This is a genomic window from Micromonospora sp. WMMA1949, assembly GCF_027460145.1.
Taxonomy (GTDB): domain Bacteria; phylum Actinomycetota; class Actinomycetes; order Mycobacteriales; family Micromonosporaceae; genus Micromonospora.
Genome location: NZ_JAPZBG010000001.1, coordinates 5,737,475 through 5,754,624, shown reverse-complemented (window position 1 = coordinate 5,754,624; position 17,150 = coordinate 5,737,475). Strand labels below are relative to the sequence as shown.

At 73.5% G+C, this 17,150-nt stretch carries 22 protein-coding genes; 12 read left to right on the top strand and 10 right to left on the bottom strand.

Going from position 1 to position 17,150, the window contains the following annotated elements; translation table 11 throughout:
* Window positions 1–21 precede the first annotated feature (21 nt).
* The 5 genes from O7607_RS26920 (at window position 22) to O7607_RS26900 (ending at window position 3,312) form a co-directional block, all read left to right on the top strand.
* Complete coding sequence (locus tag O7607_RS26920; RefSeq protein WP_269706152.1) at window positions 22–588, top strand: isochorismatase family protein; 567 nt, start codon at window positions 22–24, stop codon at window positions 586–588.
* Window positions 589–666: 78 nt separating this feature from the next.
* Window positions 667–1,194, top strand: coding sequence for a DUF2087 domain-containing protein (locus O7607_RS26915; RefSeq protein WP_269706150.1), 528 nt, complete (start codon window positions 667–669; stop codon window positions 1,192–1,194).
* On the top strand, window positions 1,191–1,700 hold the full coding sequence (locus O7607_RS26910) for a GNAT family N-acetyltransferase (protein WP_269706148.1): 510 nt from the start codon (window positions 1,191–1,193) through the stop codon (window positions 1,698–1,700). The genes O7607_RS26915 and O7607_RS26910 overlap by 4 nt, the downstream gene beginning before the upstream one ends.
* 74 nt (window positions 1,701–1,774) lie before the next feature.
* Window positions 1,775–2,209: an Hsp20/alpha crystallin family protein gene (locus O7607_RS26905; protein WP_018784337.1), complete on the top strand. Its 435-nt coding sequence runs from the start codon at window positions 1,775–1,777 to the stop codon at window positions 2,207–2,209.
* 113 nt (window positions 2,210–2,322) lie between these two features.
* On the top strand, window positions 2,323–3,312 hold the full coding sequence (locus O7607_RS26900) for a tyrosine-type recombinase/integrase (protein WP_269706146.1): 990 nt from the start codon (window positions 2,323–2,325) through the stop codon (window positions 3,310–3,312).
* Between the two features lie 57 nt (window positions 3,313–3,369).
* On the opposite strand, the gene O7607_RS26895 is transcribed toward O7607_RS26900, so the two are convergent.
* The gene (locus tag O7607_RS26895; RefSeq protein ID WP_269706144.1) at window positions 3,370–3,741 is read right to left on the bottom strand and encodes a VOC family protein; all 372 of its coding nucleotides are present in this window, start codon (window positions 3,739–3,741) and stop codon (window positions 3,370–3,372) included.
* A gap of 99 nt (window positions 3,742–3,840) precedes the next feature.
* Here O7607_RS26895 and O7607_RS26890 point away from each other — a divergent pair, with 99 nt between their 5' ends.
* Window positions 3,841–4,299: an Rv0361 family membrane protein gene (locus tag O7607_RS26890; protein WP_269706142.1), complete on the top strand. Its 459-nt coding sequence runs from the start codon at window positions 3,841–3,843 to the stop codon at window positions 4,297–4,299.
* A 10-nt stretch (window positions 4,300–4,309) separates the two neighbouring features.
* Here the strand turns inward: O7607_RS26890 and O7607_RS26885 are convergent, their stop codons facing one another.
* The 4 genes from O7607_RS26885 to O7607_RS26870 form a co-directional block, all read right to left on the bottom strand.
* The gene (locus O7607_RS26885; protein ID WP_269706141.1) at window positions 4,310–5,092 is read right to left on the bottom strand and encodes an NPCBM/NEW2 domain-containing protein; all 783 of its coding nucleotides are present in this window, start codon (window positions 5,090–5,092) and stop codon (window positions 4,310–4,312) included.
* 27 nt (window positions 5,093–5,119) lie between these two features.
* Window positions 5,120–5,806: a thymidine kinase gene (locus O7607_RS26880; protein ID WP_369752317.1), complete on the bottom strand. Its 687-nt coding sequence runs from the start codon at window positions 5,804–5,806 to the stop codon at window positions 5,120–5,122.
* 100 nt (window positions 5,807–5,906) lie between these two features.
* Entirely contained in the window at window positions 5,907–7,298 is a 1,392-nt protein-coding gene (locus tag O7607_RS26875; protein ID WP_269706138.1) for an MFS transporter, read from the bottom strand.
* Between the two features lie 20 nt (window positions 7,299–7,318).
* Entirely contained in the window at window positions 7,319–8,086 is a 768-nt protein-coding gene (locus O7607_RS26870) for a glycerophosphodiester phosphodiesterase (protein ID WP_269706136.1), read from the bottom strand.
* Window positions 8,087–8,174: 88 nt separating this feature from the next.
* On the opposite strand from O7607_RS26870, the gene O7607_RS26865 reads away from it, so the two are divergent.
* On the top strand, window positions 8,175–8,627 hold the full coding sequence (locus tag O7607_RS26865) for a helix-turn-helix domain-containing protein (RefSeq protein WP_269706134.1): 453 nt from the start codon (window positions 8,175–8,177) through the stop codon (window positions 8,625–8,627).
* On the top strand, window positions 8,620–8,988 hold the full coding sequence (locus O7607_RS26860) for a DUF4180 domain-containing protein (protein WP_269706132.1): 369 nt from the start codon (window positions 8,620–8,622) through the stop codon (window positions 8,986–8,988). Before O7607_RS26865 ends, O7607_RS26860 begins: the two co-directional genes overlap by 8 nt.
* Window positions 8,989–9,142: 154 nt before the next feature.
* Here O7607_RS26860 and O7607_RS26855 read toward each other — a convergent pair whose 3' ends face one another.
* Both O7607_RS26855 and O7607_RS26850 read right to left on the bottom strand, forming a co-directional pair.
* Entirely contained in the window at window positions 9,143–9,793 is a 651-nt protein-coding gene (locus O7607_RS26855; RefSeq protein WP_269706130.1) for a flavodoxin family protein, read from the bottom strand.
* 63 nt (window positions 9,794–9,856) lie between these two features.
* Window positions 9,857–10,627, bottom strand: coding sequence for a lysophospholipid acyltransferase family protein (locus O7607_RS26850; RefSeq protein WP_269706127.1), 771 nt, complete (start codon window positions 10,625–10,627; stop codon window positions 9,857–9,859).
* Window positions 10,628–10,822: 195 nt separating this feature from the next.
* On the opposite strand from O7607_RS26850, the gene O7607_RS26845 reads away from it, so the two are divergent.
* On the top strand, window positions 10,823–12,235 hold the full coding sequence (locus O7607_RS26845; protein ID WP_269706125.1) for a cytochrome ubiquinol oxidase subunit I: 1,413 nt from the start codon (window positions 10,823–10,825) through the stop codon (window positions 12,233–12,235).
* Window positions 12,236–12,252: 17 nt separating this feature from the next.
* Window positions 12,253–13,251 carry a cytochrome d ubiquinol oxidase subunit II gene (gene cydB, locus O7607_RS26840; protein WP_269706123.1) on the top strand — a complete coding sequence of 333 codons (999 nt, stop codon included), beginning with the start codon at window positions 12,253–12,255 and terminating at the stop codon, window positions 13,249–13,251.
* Window positions 13,252–13,316: 65 nt separating this feature from the next.
* Here the strand turns inward: cydB and O7607_RS26835 are convergent, their stop codons facing one another.
* The gene (locus O7607_RS26835; RefSeq protein ID WP_269706120.1) at window positions 13,317–14,003 is read right to left on the bottom strand and encodes a hypothetical protein; all 687 of its coding nucleotides are present in this window, start codon (window positions 14,001–14,003) and stop codon (window positions 13,317–13,319) included.
* 65 nt (window positions 14,004–14,068) lie between these two features.
* Window positions 14,069–14,533: a peroxiredoxin gene (locus O7607_RS26830; protein ID WP_269706118.1), complete on the bottom strand. Its 465-nt coding sequence runs from the start codon at window positions 14,531–14,533 to the stop codon at window positions 14,069–14,071.
* A gap of 90 nt (window positions 14,534–14,623) precedes the next feature.
* Here O7607_RS26830 and O7607_RS26825 point away from each other — a divergent pair, with 90 nt between their 5' ends.
* The gene (locus tag O7607_RS26825; RefSeq protein ID WP_269706116.1) at window positions 14,624–15,016 is read left to right on the top strand and encodes a YciI family protein; all 393 of its coding nucleotides are present in this window, start codon (window positions 14,624–14,626) and stop codon (window positions 15,014–15,016) included.
* Window positions 15,017–15,035: 19 nt separating this feature from the next.
* Window positions 15,036–16,256, top strand: coding sequence for an RNA polymerase sigma factor (locus tag O7607_RS26820; protein WP_269706113.1), 1,221 nt, complete (start codon window positions 15,036–15,038; stop codon window positions 16,254–16,256).
* Window positions 16,257–16,262: 6 nt separating this feature from the next.
* Here the strand turns inward: O7607_RS26820 and O7607_RS26815 are convergent, their stop codons facing one another.
* Entirely contained in the window at window positions 16,263–17,096 is an 834-nt protein-coding gene (locus O7607_RS26815) for a patatin-like phospholipase family protein (protein WP_269706111.1), read from the bottom strand.
* Window positions 17,097–17,150: the final 54 nt, after the last annotated feature.

The following is a 17,150-nucleotide window of genomic DNA, read 5'->3' as shown; positions in this document are numbered from 1 at the left end:
CGTTCCGGAAGGACGTGCGCCATGACCACGCTCACCGACCGCCCGCGCACCGCGTTGCTCGTCATCGACGTGCAGAACGGCGTGGTGCGCGGCGTGGTGCGCGGCGCCCACGACCGTGACCGGGTGGTCGCCACCATCGCGGGCCTGGTCGACCGGGCCCGCGCCGCCGACGTTGCGGTGGTGTGGGTGCAGCACCGCAGCGACGACCTGCCGCCCGACAGCGAGCAGTGGCGGATCGTGCCGGAGTTGTCGCGCCGCGCCGACGAGCCGCTGGTGCACAAGGCGTACGGCGACTCCTTCGAGGACACCGAGCTGGAATCGGTGCTCGCCGCCGCCCGGGTGGGCCGGCTGGTCGTGACCGGCGCGCAGACCGACGCGTGCGTCCGCTCCACGCTGCACGGGGCGTTCACCCGCGGCTACGACGCCACGCTCGTCGGCGACGCGCACACCACCGAGGACCTGTCCGCCTACGGCGCGCCGCCGCCAGCGCAGGTGATCGCCCACACCAACCTCTACTGGAGTTTCCAGACCGCGCCGGGGCGCACGGCCGGCACCGTCGAGGCCGCCGACGTGGACTTCGCGGGTTGACCCGCCGGCACGGGACGTCACGGCGGCGGCCGGAAAACGCCTCGCCGGATCCGGCGGGTTGCTGACAGGCTGCCCGCCATGACCGCTCATGCCCTCGCCGGGGCGCTCGCCGACGAGCGCCGCCGGACCGTGTTCGCCGCGATCGTGCTGGGCGCCCGGGACGTGCCGTCCGTGGTGGCCCGGACCGGCCTGCCCGCCCGCGACGCCGCCGTGGCCGTCCGCCGTCTCACCGACGCCGGTGTGCTCGCCGACGACGGGGACGGGCTGCGGGTCGACGCCGAGCGGCTGCGCGAGTTCGCCCGGGCCGGGGCGGCGTCCCCGGCGGCTCCGGCCGCGAACCCGCGCGAGACGATCCTGCGCACGTTCCTGCGCGACGGCGCGCTCACCCGGCTGCCCGCGCAGCGGGGACGCCGTCGCGTGTTGCTGGAGCACATCACCGAACGCACCTTCGAGCCGGGACGCCGTTACCCGGAGCGGGAGGTGGACGACGCGCTGCGCCGGTGGTGCGAAGGCGGCGAGGCCGACCACGTGACGCTGCGCCGTTACCTGATCGACGACATGCTGCTCACCCGCGAGCAGGGCGTCTACTGGCGGACCGGGCCGTGAGCGGCTGGAGCACGCACGTCGCTCATCCGGGCGAGCCGGACGCGACGCTCATGCTGCGCGAGTACATGGCGGAGATGGTGCGCCGCTGGTACGGCCGTCCGGAGCGGCCCGGCGAGGTGGACGCCGCGCTGGCCGAGGACCCGAGCGACGACCTGGCCCCGCCGAGCGGGCTGCTGGTGCTGGCCCGCCGCGACGGGCGGCTCGCCGGGTGCGCCGGGCTGCGGTGGCAACCGGGCTGGGCCGAGCTGACCCGGGTGTACGTGCGCCCGGAGCACCGGGGCGCCGGTGGCGGTGCGGCGCTGATCGCCGCGATCGAGGCGTACGCGACCGCCGGCGGGGCGAGGCGGATCCGGCTGGACACCCGCTCCGACCTGGTCGAGGCCCGTGCCCTGTACGCCCGCCACGGCTACCGGGAGATCCCCGCCTTCACCAGCGGCCCGTACGCGCAGCACTGGTTCGAGAAGTCGCTGCCGGCGCGAGTTGACGACGCGGCGGAGGCGCGTTAAAACAGAACCAGGAACTTGAGTCACCAAGACTCAACTTGAGACCTTGGGCCAGGAGAACCGAGGAGGCAAGAGCCATGTTGATGCGTACCGACCCGTTCCGCGAGATCGACCGGATCGCCGAGCAGTTCTTCGGCACCACCGCCCGGCCCGCCGTGATGCACCTGGACGCCTACCGCGACGGTGACCACTTCTACGCGGCGTTCGACCTGCCCGGCGTGGACCCGGACAGCATCGACTGCACCGTCGAGCGCAACGTGCTGACCGTCCGCGCCGAGCGCCGTCGCCCGACCGGCGAGAACGTCGAACTGGTCGCCGCCGAGCGGCCGATGGGCACGTTCACCCGGCAGCTGTTCCTGGGCGACACGCTCGACACCGACCGGCTGGAGGCCGGCTACGACAACGGGGTGCTGACGCTGCGCATCCCGATCGCCGAGCGTGCCAAGCCGCGCCGGATCGCCGTGAGCACGCCGGCAGAGAGCAACGGCCACCGTCAGCTCACCACCGCCTGAGCACGTCACGCCGACGCGGGGGAGGCCGGAGCGCCGGCCGACCCCGCGTCTGCTCACCGGCGGCTCAGCGCGCCTCGTCGCCAAACACCCCGACGGCTGAGAACCTTTCTCACATGCTTCGCCCCGAGGTGCTGCCCCGCGCCCGCGCCGCCGCCCTGCCCGCCGGCCCCGCCGACGTCACCGAGGCGTGGCTGCGCAACCGGCGCCTGTCCGAGCACACCCGCGACGCGTACCGCCGTGACGTCACCGGCTGGCTGAGCTGGTGCGCCGAGCGAGGGCTCGACCCGCTGCGGGCCACCTTCCTCGACGTCAACGCCTACGGCCGGGAACTGGAGTCCACGCCGCGCGGGCGCGACGGGCGGACGCTCACGCCGGCCACCGTGGCGCGCCGGCTGTCCGCGTTGTCGAGCTGGTACGACTTCCTGGCCAAGCTGGGCGCGGTCACCGCCAATCCGGTGTCGGCGGCGGACCGGCCCCGGGTGGACCGGGACCACTCCGCGACCGTCGGCCTGACGCCGGAGGAGGTCGACGCGCTGATCGCCGCCGCTGAGGCCGACACCGGCCCGGCCGCCGCCCGCAACCGGGCCGCCGTCGCGCTGCTGGCCGACCTGGGGCTGCGGGTGGGGGAACTGGTCGCGCTGGACGTGTCCGACCTGGGCACGGAACGCGGTCACCGCAGCGTCCGCTTCGTCGGCAAGGGCGGCAAGGTACGCCGGCGCGCGCTCACGCCGGGCACCGCGTACGCCCTCGACGCCTACCTGGCCGCCCGGGCCGCCGCGCAGGGTGTCACGGTGCCGGAGCTGACCGGGCCGCTGCTGGTCACCGCCACCGGTGGCCGGATGGACCGGCATGCCGTGTTCCGGCTGGTGCGCCGCCTCGCGCAGCGGGCCGGGATCGCCGCCTGGGCGAAACTGTCGCCGCATTCGCTGCGCCACGCGTTCGCCACCACGGCCCGCTCGGAGGGGGTGCCGCTGGAGGACGTGCAGGACGCGATGGGGCACGCCGACCCGCGTACCACCCGCCGCTACGACCGGGACCGGCACAACCTGGACCGCGATCCGGCGTACGCGATCTGGGCGGCCCGCGCCCGCCGTCGCGGCTGAACCGTCACCGGACGCGATGCGGGCCGCGGTGCTGCGCGGCCCGCTGCGCCTGACCGGTCAGCCCTGCGGGCGGGGGCAGAGGCAGAACGGCTGCCCGATCGGGTCGAGCAGCACTGTCCACCGCTCGCCGCCGGGCTGGAACCCGGGCCGGGTCGCGCCGGCAGCCACCAGTTCCTTCTCCGCGGCTGCCACGTCGTCGACGTAGAGGTCCAGGTGGTAGCGCTTGCCGCCGCTCTCGTCCGGCCAGGCCGGCGGCGCGTACCCGGGCACCAGGCCGAAGCCGATCGATGTGCCGTCCTTGACGATCATGGCGTACTCGGCCTCGCTGTGGGTGATCTCCCAGCCCAGCGCGGTGGCGTAGAAGGCCGCGTGCGCGGCCGGGTCCGAACTGTCGAGGTTGATCATGGCGATGTCGGCATTGACTGTCATGCCGACAGTCTGCCCCCGGCCCCTGACATCTCCGGCCCGCCACGAGCGCGCGTCGCAACCGCCTGCGCGGCGCGTCCCGGTTGCCTACCGTCGACGGTGATGGGCAGGCAGCAGGAGTGGCACCACACGGCCCGGCGACGCCGGCCGCTACGCGCGGGCGTGCTGATCGCCGGTCTCGGCGTGGGCACCTGCCTGATCGGGGTGGCCGGTCTGGCGGCGTGGAACGCGCAGGTGGTGCTCCAGTCCGACGGTCCGGTGCGGGAGACCGCCGACGGGTTCTTCCGCGAGGTCGCCTCCGGTGACACCGACGCGGCGTACGAGCGGCTGTGCGCCGAGGCCCGGGGTAGGTGGAGCAAGACCGGTTTCGGCAGCTGGGTGCGGACCCCGCCGCAGGTCAGCGGTTACGAGATCGTCGACGTGTCGGTGGCGACCCGGTCCGGCCGCCCGCGCGGGACGGTGGTCGTGCGGATCAACCGCGACGGTGGCGGCAGTGAGGAGCAGGAGTTGCCGGTGGTGCCGGAGGGCGGCGGCTGGCGGGTGTGCGGAGATCCCTTCTGACCACCGGACGTCACCGCAGGCGCGGCTCGATCCAGGCGGCGTCGTCGCACCCGCTGAGTCCGACGTCGTCGACCCGCAGGGTCAGCCGCAGCGCGCCGGTGACCGGAACGTCCAGCGCGGCGGTGCCGCCCAGCCCCAGATCGCGTCGGAAGACCACCTCGCCGTCGACCAGGACGGTGAACCGGGCGCGGAACGAGTCCGGGACGTCGTCGGGCACCCCGACCGTGGCCCGGAACGCGGCGAAGCGCTTGCCGAGGTTGAACGACTCCGACTCGTCGTCGGTGGCGCTGCAGGTCGACGCGACGAGGCTGTGGTCGTACCGTTTGCCGTCGACCGTCTCCGCGCGCTGCTCCCAGCCGTTCCCGCCGTCGACAGCCGGCAGGTCGAACAGCCAGGTGCCGGCGGCGACGGGCGATGACGCGGCGCCGGTGGTGGCCGCGACCGGGGTTCCGGTGGCCGGCGCCGCCGGCGTGGTGGGTGCCGAGCCGGCGGGTGTTGTCGCCTGCGGCGTGGGCCGCACGGCGTAGCCGAAGATCGCCGCGCCGGCTACCGCGACGGCCAGGCCCACCAGCGCGGACCGGTCGACCGGTTGCCCCAGCCGGCGTACCACGAGATAGCCGCCGGCCAGGACGGCGCCCGCGCTGGCGGCCAGGACGATGGGCCGGCCGCCGCCGGCGAGCAGCGCGGCCACCGCGGCCACGTCGGCGATCACGCCGACGCCCTGCGGGAGCAGCCGGGCGGGTCGCGGGGCAGCGGTCTGCGCCGGCGTCGCGGCATCGATGTCGGTGCGCACGGACCGTTTGTACCAGGCGGGTGCCCGTCAGGCGCGCGGGCCGAGGTCTCCGGAGCGGTAGTGCCGCCGGCACAGCACCTGGTAGCGCACGTCGGCGGTGTCCACGGTGTCGCCGATGACGACCTGCGCGCCCTCCCGGACCACCCGGCCCCCGACCACGCGGGCGTTGAGCAGCCCTTCCCGGCCGCACCAGCACAGCACTTCGACCTGGATCCGGGCCACCTCGTCGGCCAGTTCGAACAGCCGCTGCGCGGCCGGGAACAGGCAGGAGCGGAAGTCGGTGGCCAGGCCGAAGGCGTAGACGTCGACGTCGAACCGGTCGACCAGTTCGGCCATCTGCTCGATGTGTTCGAGGTTGTAGAACGACGCCTCGTCGCAGATCAGGTAGTCGACCCGTACCCCCTCGGCCCACGCGTCGCGGACCAGGACGCGCAGGTCGAGGTCGTCGGTGACCTCGACGGCCTCGTGGGCCAGGCCGATGCGGGTGGTGACCTGCGGGCCCAGCGAGCGGTCGATGCGGGTGGTGACCAGGCCGCGGCGGCCCTGCCGGGCGTGGTTGTGGTTCATCTGCAGCGCCATGGTGGACTTGCCGCAGTCCATCGGCCCCCAGAAGAACTTCAGCGCGGCGGCGTGCAGCGGCCGGCCGTCGACGCCGCGGGCGGCGGCGCAGCCGGCGGCACGGTCGTCGCCGGGCCCTGGCAGAGGGCGGGCCAGGCAGGTCGGGGCGGCGTCGTCTGTCACGTCGGGGCAGCCTAGTCCATCGACGCCGCCCGATCCGGCCCGCGATGATCCACAGGCCGGACGGCGCGGCGGCTCAGAGCACCCGGGGCGGGGTGTTCCCGGCGGCGATGATGGCCCGGCGCATCGGCACGGCGGCCAGCAGCGCGAAGCCCACCACGAAGAAGATCAACAGCGACACCAGACCCACCCGGTACGACGAGGTCAGCTGGAAGACCAGGCCGAACGCCAGCGGGCCGAGCCAGCTGGTGCCCTTGTCGCTGATCTCGTAGAAGCCGTAGTACTCGCCCTCCTTGCCGGCCGGGATGAGCTGGCTGAACAGCGACCGGCTCAGCGCCTGGCTGCCGCCGAGCACCAGACCGATGCAGCCGCCGAGGATCATGAACGGTACGGGCGCCTCGGCCGGCAGCCGGAACGCGGCGATGATCACACCGGTCCAGAGCACCAGCGACAGCAGCACCGTCTTCCACGCGCCGATGCGCTTGGCGAGCGCGCCGAGGGCGAGCGCGCCGCCGAAGGCGAGGAACTGCACCAGCAGGATGGTCACGATCAGCGTGCTCTGGTCCAGCCGCAGTTCCTCGGTGCCGTACTGGCTGGCGAGGGTGATGACAGTCTGGATGCCGTCGTTGAACACCAGGAACGCGAGGAGGAAGAACAGCGTCAGCGGGTACGCCTTGATCTCGCGCAGCGTGCGCCCGAGCTGCCGGAACCCGTCGGTGAGCACGTTGCCGCCCGCCTGCAGGGCGGCGGCGGTGGGGTGTTCGCGCAGCCAGCGCAGCGGGACCAGGGTGAACGCGGCCCACCACACGCCCGCCGACACGATCGACCAGCGGGCCAGGTCGAGGGTGCGCTGGGCGTTGCCCTCCTCGCTGAGCATCGTGACGGCGACCAGGTTGAGCGCGAGCAGCAGACCGCCGCCGAGGTAGCCGATGGCCCAGCCGCGGCTGGAGATGCCGTCGCGTTCGTCCGGGCCGCCGAGTTGCGGCAGGAACGAGTTGTAGACGACGACGGCGGCGCCGAAGGAGATGTTCGCGATCAGGAACAGCGCGCCGCCGAGCAGGTAGCGCTCGCCGGTGACGAACGCGAACGCGATGGTCGCGCCCGCGCCGGTGAACGCGGCGGCGGCGAGCAGCCGCTTCTTGTGCTTCGACCGGTCGGCGATCGCGCCGATCACCGGCAGCACGAACACGGTGAGGAAGACCGACAGCGAGATCAGGTACGGGTAGAACGAGCCGGCGGCGACCTTGATGCCCAGCGGGTACACGGCGCCGTCGCAGCTGTCCGCGCCCAGTTCACAGCCGGCGGCGAGTTCGGTGACGGTGGTCAGGAACGGCCCGAGGAAGACGGTGATGACTGTGGTCTGGAACGCGGAGTTCGCCCAGTCGTAGAAGTACCAGCCGGTGCGCTCGCGGCGGGTGCTGCCCGGTCCGGCGGGGTCGGCGACGGCGGGGGTGACCGTATCGGCCATCGGGGGTCGTCCTCGGGGGCTCAGGCGGCCCAGTGGCCGCGACTGCGGTAGACGTCACGGAGCACGCTGACGTGATCGGTCATGATGCCATCCACCCCAAGATCAAGTAAGTGGTGCATCTGGGCGGGTTCGTCGATCGTCCAGACGTGCACCTGCAACCCGATCCGGTGGCAGTACGCGAGGAACCGCCGGTCCGCCACCGGCACCCGCCCGAAGGAGACGGGCACCTGCGCGGCGACCACGGACGGGGGCAGTCGTAGCGGCCGTCCGTGCAGCGAGGCCAGCCGCAGCCGGGCCACGCCGCGCATGCCCAGGCTGGTCGCGACCGTCGGCCCGGCCAGCGCCCGCAGCCGGGTCAGCCGGGCGTCGCTGAACGAGGCGAGCAGCACCCGGTCGCCCGCGCCGGCCCGGGTCACGGTGGCGACGGTGGGCGCCACGCCCTCGTCGGACTTCACGTCGATGTTGAACCGCACCTGCGGCCAGGCGCCGAGCACCTCGTCCAGGCGGGGCACCAGCGCGGCGCCGCCGACGCGTACCGAGGACAGGTCGGCCCAGCGCAGGTCCGCGATGCGGCCCGGCTCGCCGGTGACCCGGCGCAGCGTCGGGTCGTGGAACACCACAGGTACGCCGTCGGCGGTGGCGTGCACGTCGGTCTCCACGTACCGGTAGCCCAGAGCGACGGCGCGGGCGAACGCGGCGGCGGTGTTCTCGTCGCCGTCGGCCGCGCCGCCGCGGTGGGCGAACGCCAGCGGCGCGGGCGCGTCGAGGTAGCCGGGACGGGGCTGCACGCGGGCAGTATGCCCGTCCAGGTTGGCGATCACATGGCCGGGAGGTGAAATTACCTATCCTTACCTATCGTGGCTAGGATAGGGTGCGATGAGTAACGATATGTATTCGGTGGAGCAGGTCGCCGACCTGCTCGGCCTGCACGTGCGCACCGTGCGCGGCTACATCCGCTCCGGTCGGTTGCGGGCGACGCGGATCGGCAAGCAGTACCGGATCGCCCGCGCGGACCTGGACGCGCTGACCGGCCGGCCCGCCCCGGCCGCGCCGGCGCCGGGGGCGGAGGTGTCGAGCGTCGTGCGGCTCGACGGCGTCGACCGGGCCGCCGCCGACCGGCTCGGCACGCTGGTGCTGGCCGGTGTGAACACCCACCACGACCCGGACCGTCCGCTGCGGGTGCAGACGGTCCACGACGAGGAGCGGCACCGCATGACCATCGTGATCCTGGGCGACCTCACCGCCACCGCTGACCTGCTGCGCCTGCTCGACGGGGTGCTCGACGGCGGCAACGGCCTGCTCGGCGGCGGGGAGCGCGGCCGTGGCTGACCTGATGCAGGAGCGCGCCGGCGAGCAGGTGCTGGTCTGCGACCCGGACGGCCCGCCGATCGCCACCGAACGCGACGCGCTGGACCTCATCGGCGCGGCGTTCCTCGGCGCGACCGTGGTGGCGGTGCCGGCCGCCCGGCTCGACCCCGACTTCTTCGCCCTCGGCACCCGCTTCGCCGGTGAGGTGATGCAGAAGTTCGTCAACTACCGGCTGCGCCTGGCAATCGTCGGGGACATCTCCGAGCACCTGGAACGCAGCGGCGCGCTACGGGCGCTGGTGGCCGAGTCCAACCGGCACGACCAGGTGTGGTTCGTCCCCGACCTCGACGCGCTCGACGCCCGCCTGCGCGCCACCCCCTGACCCCCACCCCACCCCACCTCGCCCCCGCCGCGCCGCGCCTCGCCGATCTTGCACTTGTAGCCCTCGTGAAGGGCGGATTGCCGGGTTTGCCCGGGCACCGAGTGTAAGATCGGCGGCGGCCAGCGGGCGCGGCCGGCGCGGTCGGGGCGCGGGGTCAGCCGGGCTGGGCGCTGGGGCCGGCGGCCGCCTCGCGGGTTCCGGGCGGCGGGTAGGGGCGCTCCGCGAGCAGCCGGGCCAGGTGGGCGCTGTTGAGTGCCAGCGCGGCGGTGGTGCGGCCGGTCGTGTCGGGCTTGGGGCGGGCGTCGACGTAGTCGGTCTTGTGCAGCGCCTCCCCGACCCAGTAGGTCGCCCCGGCGGCCGGGCAGGTGAACCCCACCTCGTTGAGCGCCTGCTGCACCTCGGCGATGGTGTGGTGCGCGCCGTCCTCGTTGCCGACCACCGCCACCCCGGCGACCTTGCCGTAGGTGCGCAGGCGGCCCTGCTCGTCGGTCTCGGACAGCTCGGCGTCCAGCCGTTCGAGGACCATCTTGGTCACCGACGCGGGCTGGCCGAGCCAGATCGGCGTGGCGATGATCAGGATCTGGGCGGCGAGCAGCTTGGCGCGGATGGCGGGCCAGCCGTCGCCGTCGCCCTCGTCGACGGAGACCCCGAAGCGCACGTCGTGGTCGACGACGCGGACGATCTCGCCGTCGACGCCCTGATCGGCCAGCGCGTCGAGCACCTCCTGACCGAGCACCTGCGAACTGGACGTCGCCGGTGAGCGCTTCAGGGTGCAGTTGAGTACGAGTGCGCGAACAGCGGTCATGGCCGGGTCCTCTCCGCCTCGGGAGTGCGGGGACTTGATACCCGCGACCGGGGCCGGGATGCGTCAGCCGGCGCGGTGGCGGCGGTGCGCCCGGGCGGTGTCGACCGGCCGCCCGGGGTCGACGTGACGCGGCAGGTCCGGCTCGTCGGGGCGCAGCGGGACCAGGTCCTCGGTGATCGCGTCGATGATCCGGTCGGTGGCCTGCCGGGCCGCGCCGGGGGAGCCCGACCGCAGGTCGTCGATCGCCACCGGGGCGCCGAAGTGCACCCGGATGACGGGCCGGCGCACGAGCGCCCGCGCCACGCCGCGCAGCATTCCCTTGGGCGCGCGGTACGGCAGCACCTCGTGCGAGCCCCACTGGGCGACCGGTACGACGGCGGCGCCGCTGGCGAACGCGAGCCGGGCGGCGCCGGTCTTGCCGCGCTCGGGCCACATGCCGGGGTCGAGCCCGATGCGTCCCTCCGGGTAGACGAGCACCACCGAGCCGCCGGCCACGGCCTGGGCGGCGACCTCCAGCGAGCGGTGCACGGCGGCGGTGCCGCGGTCGACGCGGATGTGCCCGGCGCGGCGCATCAGCGCGCCGATGACCGGGGTGCGGAACAGTCCGCCGGTGGCCATGATCCGGGGCGCGACGCGCCGGACCCGGCAGGCGGCGGCGAGTACGACCGGGTCGAACGGGCTGATGTGGTTGGCGGCCAGGACCAGCGGGCCGTGGCGCAGCGCGTCGGGCACGTCGCCGGTGACCTCCAGCCGGCCGACCAGCCCGACGGCGGCGCGGGCGAGCGTCTGCGCGCCCCGCCACAGCAGCGGCGCGCGCCAGGGGGTGCTGTTCATCAGTGCTGGATGGTCGCACGAGCCGCAGCGACCCGGGCACCCGCCACGGTGATCCCGGGACCGGCAGGTCCTCCGGCAAGGGTGATCAGGGTCATTGGTCCCGGGCCGGGTGGGGCCCTGCGGCCCTGCTGCTTTCTCTACGACGACGAGTAGTATCTACTACGTCTCGTAGTATGCACAGCTGGGGGTTTTCTGGTGGACGCGTTGGACGTCGCCCGCTGGCAGTTCGGTGTCACCACCGTCTACCACTTCTTGTTCGTGCCGTTGACCATCGGCCTGTCCGTGCTGGTGGCGATCCTCCAGACCATGTGGCACCGCACCGGCAACGAGCGGTACCTCAAACTCACCAAGTTCTACGGCAAGCTGTTCCTGATCAACTTCGCGATGGGTGTGGTCACCGGCATCGTGCAGGAGTTCCAGTTCGGCATGAACTGGAGCGACTACTCCCGCTTCGTCGGTGACATCTTCGGGGCGCCGCTGGCCATCGAGGCCCTTGTCGCGTTCTTCCTCGAATCCACGTTCATCGGCCTGTGGATCTTCGGCTGGGACCGGCTGCCCAAGCGCCTGCACCTGGCCTCGATCTGGGCCGCCGCGATCGGCACCAACCTGTCGGCGTACTTCATCCTCGCCGCGAACTCGTTCATGCAGAACCCGGTCGGCTTCCGGATCAACCCGGAGAGCGGCCGCGCCGAGCTGACCGACTTCGTCGCCGTGCTCACCAACAAGGTCGCCCTGGTGACCTTCCCGCACACCCTGGCCGGCGCGTTCCTGGTCGCCGGGTCGCTGATGGTCACCGTCGGCCTGTGGCACGTGATGCGCAACCGCGACAGCGCAGACACCGGCGCGTACCGCTTCGCCACCAAGCTCGGCTCCTGGACGGTCCTGGTCTCCTCGGCGCTGGTGATCCTCACCGGCGACATCCAGGGCAAGATCATGACCGAGGTGCAGCCGATGAAGATGGCGGCCGCGGAGGGCCTCTACACCACCGAGAGCCCCGCCTCGTTCTCCGTGCTCACCGTCGGCAGCCTGGACGGCAGCCGCGAGCTGTTCGCCGTCAAGATCCCGTACCTGCTGTCGTTCCTCGGCACCGGCGACCCCAACGGCACCGTGCAGGGCATCAACGACCTGCAGGCCCAGTACGCCAGCCAGTACGGCCCCGGCAACTACGCCCCGATCATCCCGGTCACCTACTGGAGCTTCCGCTTCATGATCGCCTTCGGGCTGGCCGCCGCCGCGATCGCGCTGCTGGTGCTCTGGAGCCAGCGCAAGGGCCGCACCCCCACCAGCAAGTGGCTGCTGCGCGCCGGCCTGGTCATGCCCGTGCTGCCGCTGCTTGCGAACTCCTTCGGCTGGATCTTCACCGAGATGGGCCGCCAGCCGTGGATCGTCTTCGGCGAGATGCTCACCCGTGACGGCGTGTCCCGCAGTGTCTCCCTCACCGAGGTGCTCACCTCCTTCACCGCGTTCACCCTCATCTACGCCGTCCTCGCGGTGGTCGAGTTCAAACTGCTGGTCCGCTACGCCCGCGCCGGCGTCCCGGACGTCACCCCGCAGACCGACGACGACAACACCGACGACGCCGAGCGCCCGCTGGCGTTCGCCTACTGACACCCCGGAGCCCAACCGTGGAACTGACTACCGTCTGGTTTCTCCTCGTAGCGGTGCTCTTCACCGGCTACTTCATCCTCGAAGGCTTCGACTTCGGCGTCGGAATGCTGCTGCCGGTGCTCGGCCGCGACGACCGGCAGCGCCGCGTCCTGATCAACACCATCGGCCCGGTCTGGGACGGCAACGAGGTGTGGCTGATCACCGCCGGCGGCGCCATGTTCGCCGCCTTCCCCGAGTGGTACGCCACCCTGTTCTCCGGCTTCTACCTGCCGCTGCTGCTGATCCTGCTGGCCCTGATCGCCCGCGGTGTCGCCTTCGAGTACCGCCACAAGCGGCCCGAGGCGTCCTGGAAGCGCCGCTGGGACCAGGCCATCTTCTGGGGCTCGGCGATCCCGGCGGTGCTGTGGGGCGTGGCGTTCGCCAACATCTTCCGCGGCGTGCCGCTGGACGCCGACCACGAGTACGTCGGCGGCCTGGTCGACCTGCTCAACCCGTACGCGCTGCTCGGTGGCCTGACCACGCTGGGGCTGTTCCTCACCCACGGCGCGGTGTTTCTGGCGCTCAAGACCACCGGTGACATCCGGGAGCGCGCCGGCGCCCTCGCCGTCAAGCTCGGTGTCGGCACCGCCGTGGCCGCCGTGGCGTTCCTGAGCTGGTCGCTGACCATCCGCTCCAGCGCCGCCGCCGTCGTGCTCGCCGTCGGCGCCGCCCTCGCCCTGCTCGGCGGTCTGGCCGCGGCCAAGGTACGCCGGGAGGGCTGGGCGTTCACCGGCACCGCCGTGGCGATCGCGCTGGCCGTGGCGACGCTGTTCGCCGCGCTGTTCCCGAACGTGATGCCGTCCACCCTCGACGCGGCCGGCACGCTCACCGCCACCAACGCGGCGTCCACCCCGTACACCTTGAAGATCATGACCTGGGTGGCGGTGATCTTCACGCCGATCGTGCTGGCGTACCAGGGTTGGACGTACTGGGTGTTCCGCCGCCGAATCGGGGTACAGAACATTCCGCAACACTGATCGACCTGTGGGCGCAGGGGTACGCGGGGCCGGTGCGAGGGGGTCGCACCGGCCCCGCGGGGCGTTCAGCGCGCCTCGCGCAGTTCCGCCAGTCGCGCCTCGATCTCGGCCAGCTCGGCGCGCAGCTTCTCCGCCTGCTGCTCGGCCTCGGCCCGCTCGGCGGCCAGGATCTGCTCCACCGCCTCCTGCACCCCCGGTACGTCCACCAGCGCCACCATCCGCAGCGCCTCGGCCGGCTTCACCACGTACGGCCGGGCCAGCGCCTTCGCGCCCTGCTGCGCGGCCACCGTCCACTCGCCCTCGGCGTACGCGAGCGTCACGGTCAGCCCCGGCGGCGTCTTCGGCTTGGCGGCCTTCACCGCCCGCTTCGCCGGCTTCGGCTCCGCCGGCGGCGCCTCGGTCTTCGGCTCCTCCCGCCGCGGCGCCGGCACCCGCGGGGTGTCCAGCACGAACGCGGGCTCCGGCGCGGCCGGCGGCTGCTCCGGTTCCGGCTTCGCCTCGGCGGCCGGCCGCCGCCCGGCGCCCTTGGGGGCGATCGCCACGTCGGCGGGGGAGAACGGCAGCTCGTCGCGGCCGAACCTCACCACCACGAACTCCTCCGACGCCTCCGGGTCGGTCAGCTCCACCACCTGCCCGAGCTGCCCGGCCATCTGCCCGGCCGCCTCGGTGAACACCACCCGGGGCTTGCGGCCCGCCGCAAGGGCCTCCCGGATTCCCTGAACCTCGTCAGTGGACAAACCCTGACCCGCCATCACGCCCTCTTCCGTACACCTGTTTGACGCAGCCTTGATACCAGCCGGCTGCGACACCTCGATGATCAGCCCCCGAGGGCCCGCAGCGCCGCGTCGGCGTGCTCGTTCATGTTCAGCTCGTTGTGCACCACGGCGAGGACCCGCCGGTCGGCGCCGATCACGAACGTCATCCGCCGGGTGCTCAGCGCGCCCAGCGGCAGCCGCCGCCGCACCCCGAACGCCCGCGCCACCACCCCGTCGGCGTCGGACAGCAGCGGATAGTCGAACCCGTGCCGGCGGGCGAACTCGGCCTGCCGCTGCACCGGATCCCGGCTGATCCCCACGCGCTGCGCGCCCACCGCCGCGAACTCCGCCGCCAGGTCCCGGAAGTGGCAGCTCTGCGCCGTGCAGCCCCGCGTCATCGCCGCCGGGTAGAAGAACAGCACCACCGGCCCGGCGGCCAGGAACTCCGACAGCCGCCGTGGCGTGCCCGTCTCGTCCGGCAGCGTGAAATCCTCGACCAGGTCACCGACACCCACCGCGTCACTCATGACGTGAGGATATGTAGACATCGGCGATCCCGCTCCGTCCCACCTGGCGAGCGGCGGGGAGGCACCGCCGCACGACGCGAAGGACAGACAGTGAAGTACGTGATCATGATCCACTCCAACCCGGAGCCGTGGGGCCACCCCACCTCCGAATACCTCGCCGCCCACCAGGAGCTGCCCGCCGAGGTACGCGACCGGCTCAACGCCGACTTCGAGCAGGTGATGACCGAGCTGCACGCCAACGGGGAACTGGTCGTCGGCGAGGCGCTCGCCGACCCCCGTACCGCGCGGCTCTACCGGTGGGCCGACGGCGCACCCCTGGCCACCGACGGCCCGTACTCCGAGGCGAAGGAACACCTCGCCGGTTTCTTCCTGATCGACGTGGAGGACCAGGCCCGCGCGGAGGCCGTCGCCGCGAAGTTCGCCGGCCCGGGCGAGACGGTCGAGCTGCGGCCCCTGATGTGGCCGGGCGGCTCCGATCAGTGAGTCCGCGGCGCTCGCGGACGTGTGGCGCCGGGAGGCGTCGCACGTCCGCGCCGCGCTGCTGCGCCGATACGGGCAACCCGACGCCTGCGAGGACGCCGTCCAGGACGCGGCGGAGGCCGCAGCCGCCCGGTGGCCGCTCACCGGCGTCCCCGACGAACCCCGCGCCTGGCTCATCCAGGTCGCCGCACGGCGCCTGATCGACCGGATGCGCGCCGAGGAGGCCCGGACCCGCCGCGAGCGGCTCGACGCGGTCCGGCAACCCGGCGCCGGCGTCGTACCGCCCGTCGACGACGACACGCCCGTGAGCGGCGCCGACGACACGTTGCGGCTGCTGTTCCTGTGCTGCCACCCGGCGCTGAGCCGCCCCTCCCAGGTCGCGTTGACCCTGCGCGCGGTGGCGGGACTGCGGGTGGAGCAGATCGCCGCCGCCTACCTGGTGCCGGCCCGGACCATGACCCAGCGGCTGAGCCGGGCCCGCGCGACCCTGCGGGAGGCGGGCGCCCGGTTCACGATGCCGCCACCGGACGCGCTGCCCGACCGGGTGGCAGCCGTGCTCGACGTGTGCCACCTGGTGTTCAGCGAGGGCTACGCCCGCACCTCCGGTGACCAGCTCGTCGACGTGGAACTCGCCGAGGAGGCGATCCGCCTCACCCGGCAGGTCCACGCCGCGCTGCCCGACCACCACGAGGTCACCGGCGCGCTGGCGCTGATGCTGCTCACCCACGCCCGCTCACCCACCCGTACCGACGCCGCCGGTGACCTCGTGCCGCTGGCCGACCAGGACCGCTCCCGCTGGCGGCGTGACCTCATCGACGAGGGCGTCACGCTGCTCGGCCGGGCCCTGCCCCACGGCCCGGTGGGCCGCTACCAGCTCCAGGCGGCCATCGCCGCCGTGCACGCCGAGGCGCCGGCCTTCGGCGACACCGACTGGCTGCAGATCAGCGTCCTCTACGACATGCTGAGCCGGGTCGCCCCCAGCCCGTTCGTCACGCTCAACCAGGCCGTCGCCGTGGCCATGGCGCACGGCCCCGACGTCGGGCTGGCGCTGCTCGAACCGCTGCTGGCCGACCCGGCGATGCGCCGCCACCACCGGCTGCACGCCGTGCGCGCCCACCTGCTCGAACTCGACGGCGACGCGCAGGCCGCCGCCGAGCACTACCGGCTGGCCGCGCGGCTGACCGGCAGCCTGCCCGAACAGCGCTACCTCAACCGGCGGCTGGCGCGCCTGACCGGCTCCTGATCGCGGTCACCGCCACACCCCGGCCACCTCGGCGGCCACCGCGTCGGCCTGCGCGAAACCCGCCCGCGCCGACGCCGCCCGCCGCGCCGGATCCAGCACGTTGCGGCCGATCGCCGTCCGCGCCGCCCGGTCCGGCGCCACCACCGCCACCCGCGCCCCCGCCTCCCGCAACGCCGCCACCTGCGCCGACAGCCGCGGCATCGGACCCACCGCCGCGCTCGTCGGCGCCAGGACCACCACCCGATCGCACCCGGCCGCCAGGTCCGCGTTCACCGGCGAACGGACCCCGCCGTCGACGTAACGCCGGCCGTCGACGGTGACCGGCGGCCACACCCCCGGCACCGCGCAACTGGCGCCGACCGCGTCCACGAGCGGCACCCCGCTGTCCGCGTCGAACACCACGAACTCACCCGACGCCGCGTCCACGGCGGTGACCAGCAGCCGCGCCGCCGGCCACTGCGGCGACGGCAACCGGGCCGCGATCACCGCCCGCCGCGACTGCTCCGACGGGGTACGCGCCGACAACGCCATCGCGCCGATACGCGCCCGGGCCCGCGCCGCGTCCCGGCCCCGCCCACCGGCCCACGCCCAGCGCAACAGCACCCCCGCCCCGAGCCGGGCCGGCACCTCGTCGCGCGGCGGCCGCAACTGCGCCGCGTACAACTCCGCCACCGGCGTACCCGACCGCACCTGCGCCCCGACCACCGACCCGGCTGACGTGCCCACCACCAGATCCGCCTCGGCCAACGGCAGCCCGTGCCCGGCGAGCCCGGCCAGCAGACCCAGCTCCCAGGCCACCCCGGTCACCCCGCCGCCACCCAGCACCAACGCGCGCCCCATGTGACAGTCCTCTCCACCCCGGATGGTCCCGCTCACGGTAACGTCGCCCCCACC

Excerpts from the sequence above, each read along its gene's own strand:
- O7607_RS26920 (WP_269706152.1), top strand. The coding sequence starts at position 22 with ATGACCACGCTCACCGACCGCCCGCGCACCGCGTTGCTCGTCATCGAC.
- O7607_RS26915 (WP_269706150.1), top strand. The coding sequence starts at position 667 with ATGACCGCTCATGCCCTCGCCGGGGCGCTCGCCGACGAGCGCCGCCGG.
- O7607_RS26905 (WP_018784337.1), top strand. The coding sequence starts at position 1,775 with ATGTTGATGCGTACCGACCCGTTCCGCGAGATCGACCGGATCGCCGAG.
- O7607_RS26900 (WP_269706146.1), top strand. The coding sequence starts at position 2,323 with ATGCTTCGCCCCGAGGTGCTGCCCCGCGCCCGCGCCGCCGCCCTGCCC.
- O7607_RS26895 (WP_269706144.1), bottom strand. The coding sequence starts at position 3,741 with ATGACAGTCAATGCCGACATCGCCATGATCAACCTCGACAGTTCGGAC.
- O7607_RS26890 (WP_269706142.1), top strand. The coding sequence starts at position 3,841 with ATGGGCAGGCAGCAGGAGTGGCACCACACGGCCCGGCGACGCCGGCCG.
- O7607_RS26875 (WP_269706138.1), bottom strand. The coding sequence starts at position 7,298 with ATGGCCGATACGGTCACCCCCGCCGTCGCCGACCCCGCCGGACCGGGC.
- O7607_RS26865 (WP_269706134.1), top strand. The coding sequence starts at position 8,175 with ATGAGTAACGATATGTATTCGGTGGAGCAGGTCGCCGACCTGCTCGGC.
- O7607_RS26855 (WP_269706130.1), bottom strand. The coding sequence starts at position 9,793 with ATGACCGCTGTTCGCGCACTCGTACTCAACTGCACCCTGAAGCGCTCA.
- O7607_RS26850 (WP_269706127.1), bottom strand. The coding sequence starts at position 10,627 with ATGAACAGCACCCCCTGGCGCGCGCCGCTGCTGTGGCGGGGCGCGCAG.
- O7607_RS26835 (WP_269706120.1), bottom strand. The coding sequence starts at position 14,003 with ATGGCGGGTCAGGGTTTGTCCACTGACGAGGTTCAGGGAATCCGGGAG.
- O7607_RS26830 (WP_269706118.1), bottom strand. The coding sequence starts at position 14,533 with ATGAGTGACGCGGTGGGTGTCGGTGACCTGGTCGAGGATTTCACGCTG.
- O7607_RS26815 (WP_269706111.1), bottom strand. The coding sequence starts at position 17,096 with ATGGGGCGCGCGTTGGTGCTGGGTGGCGGCGGGGTGACCGGGGTGGCC.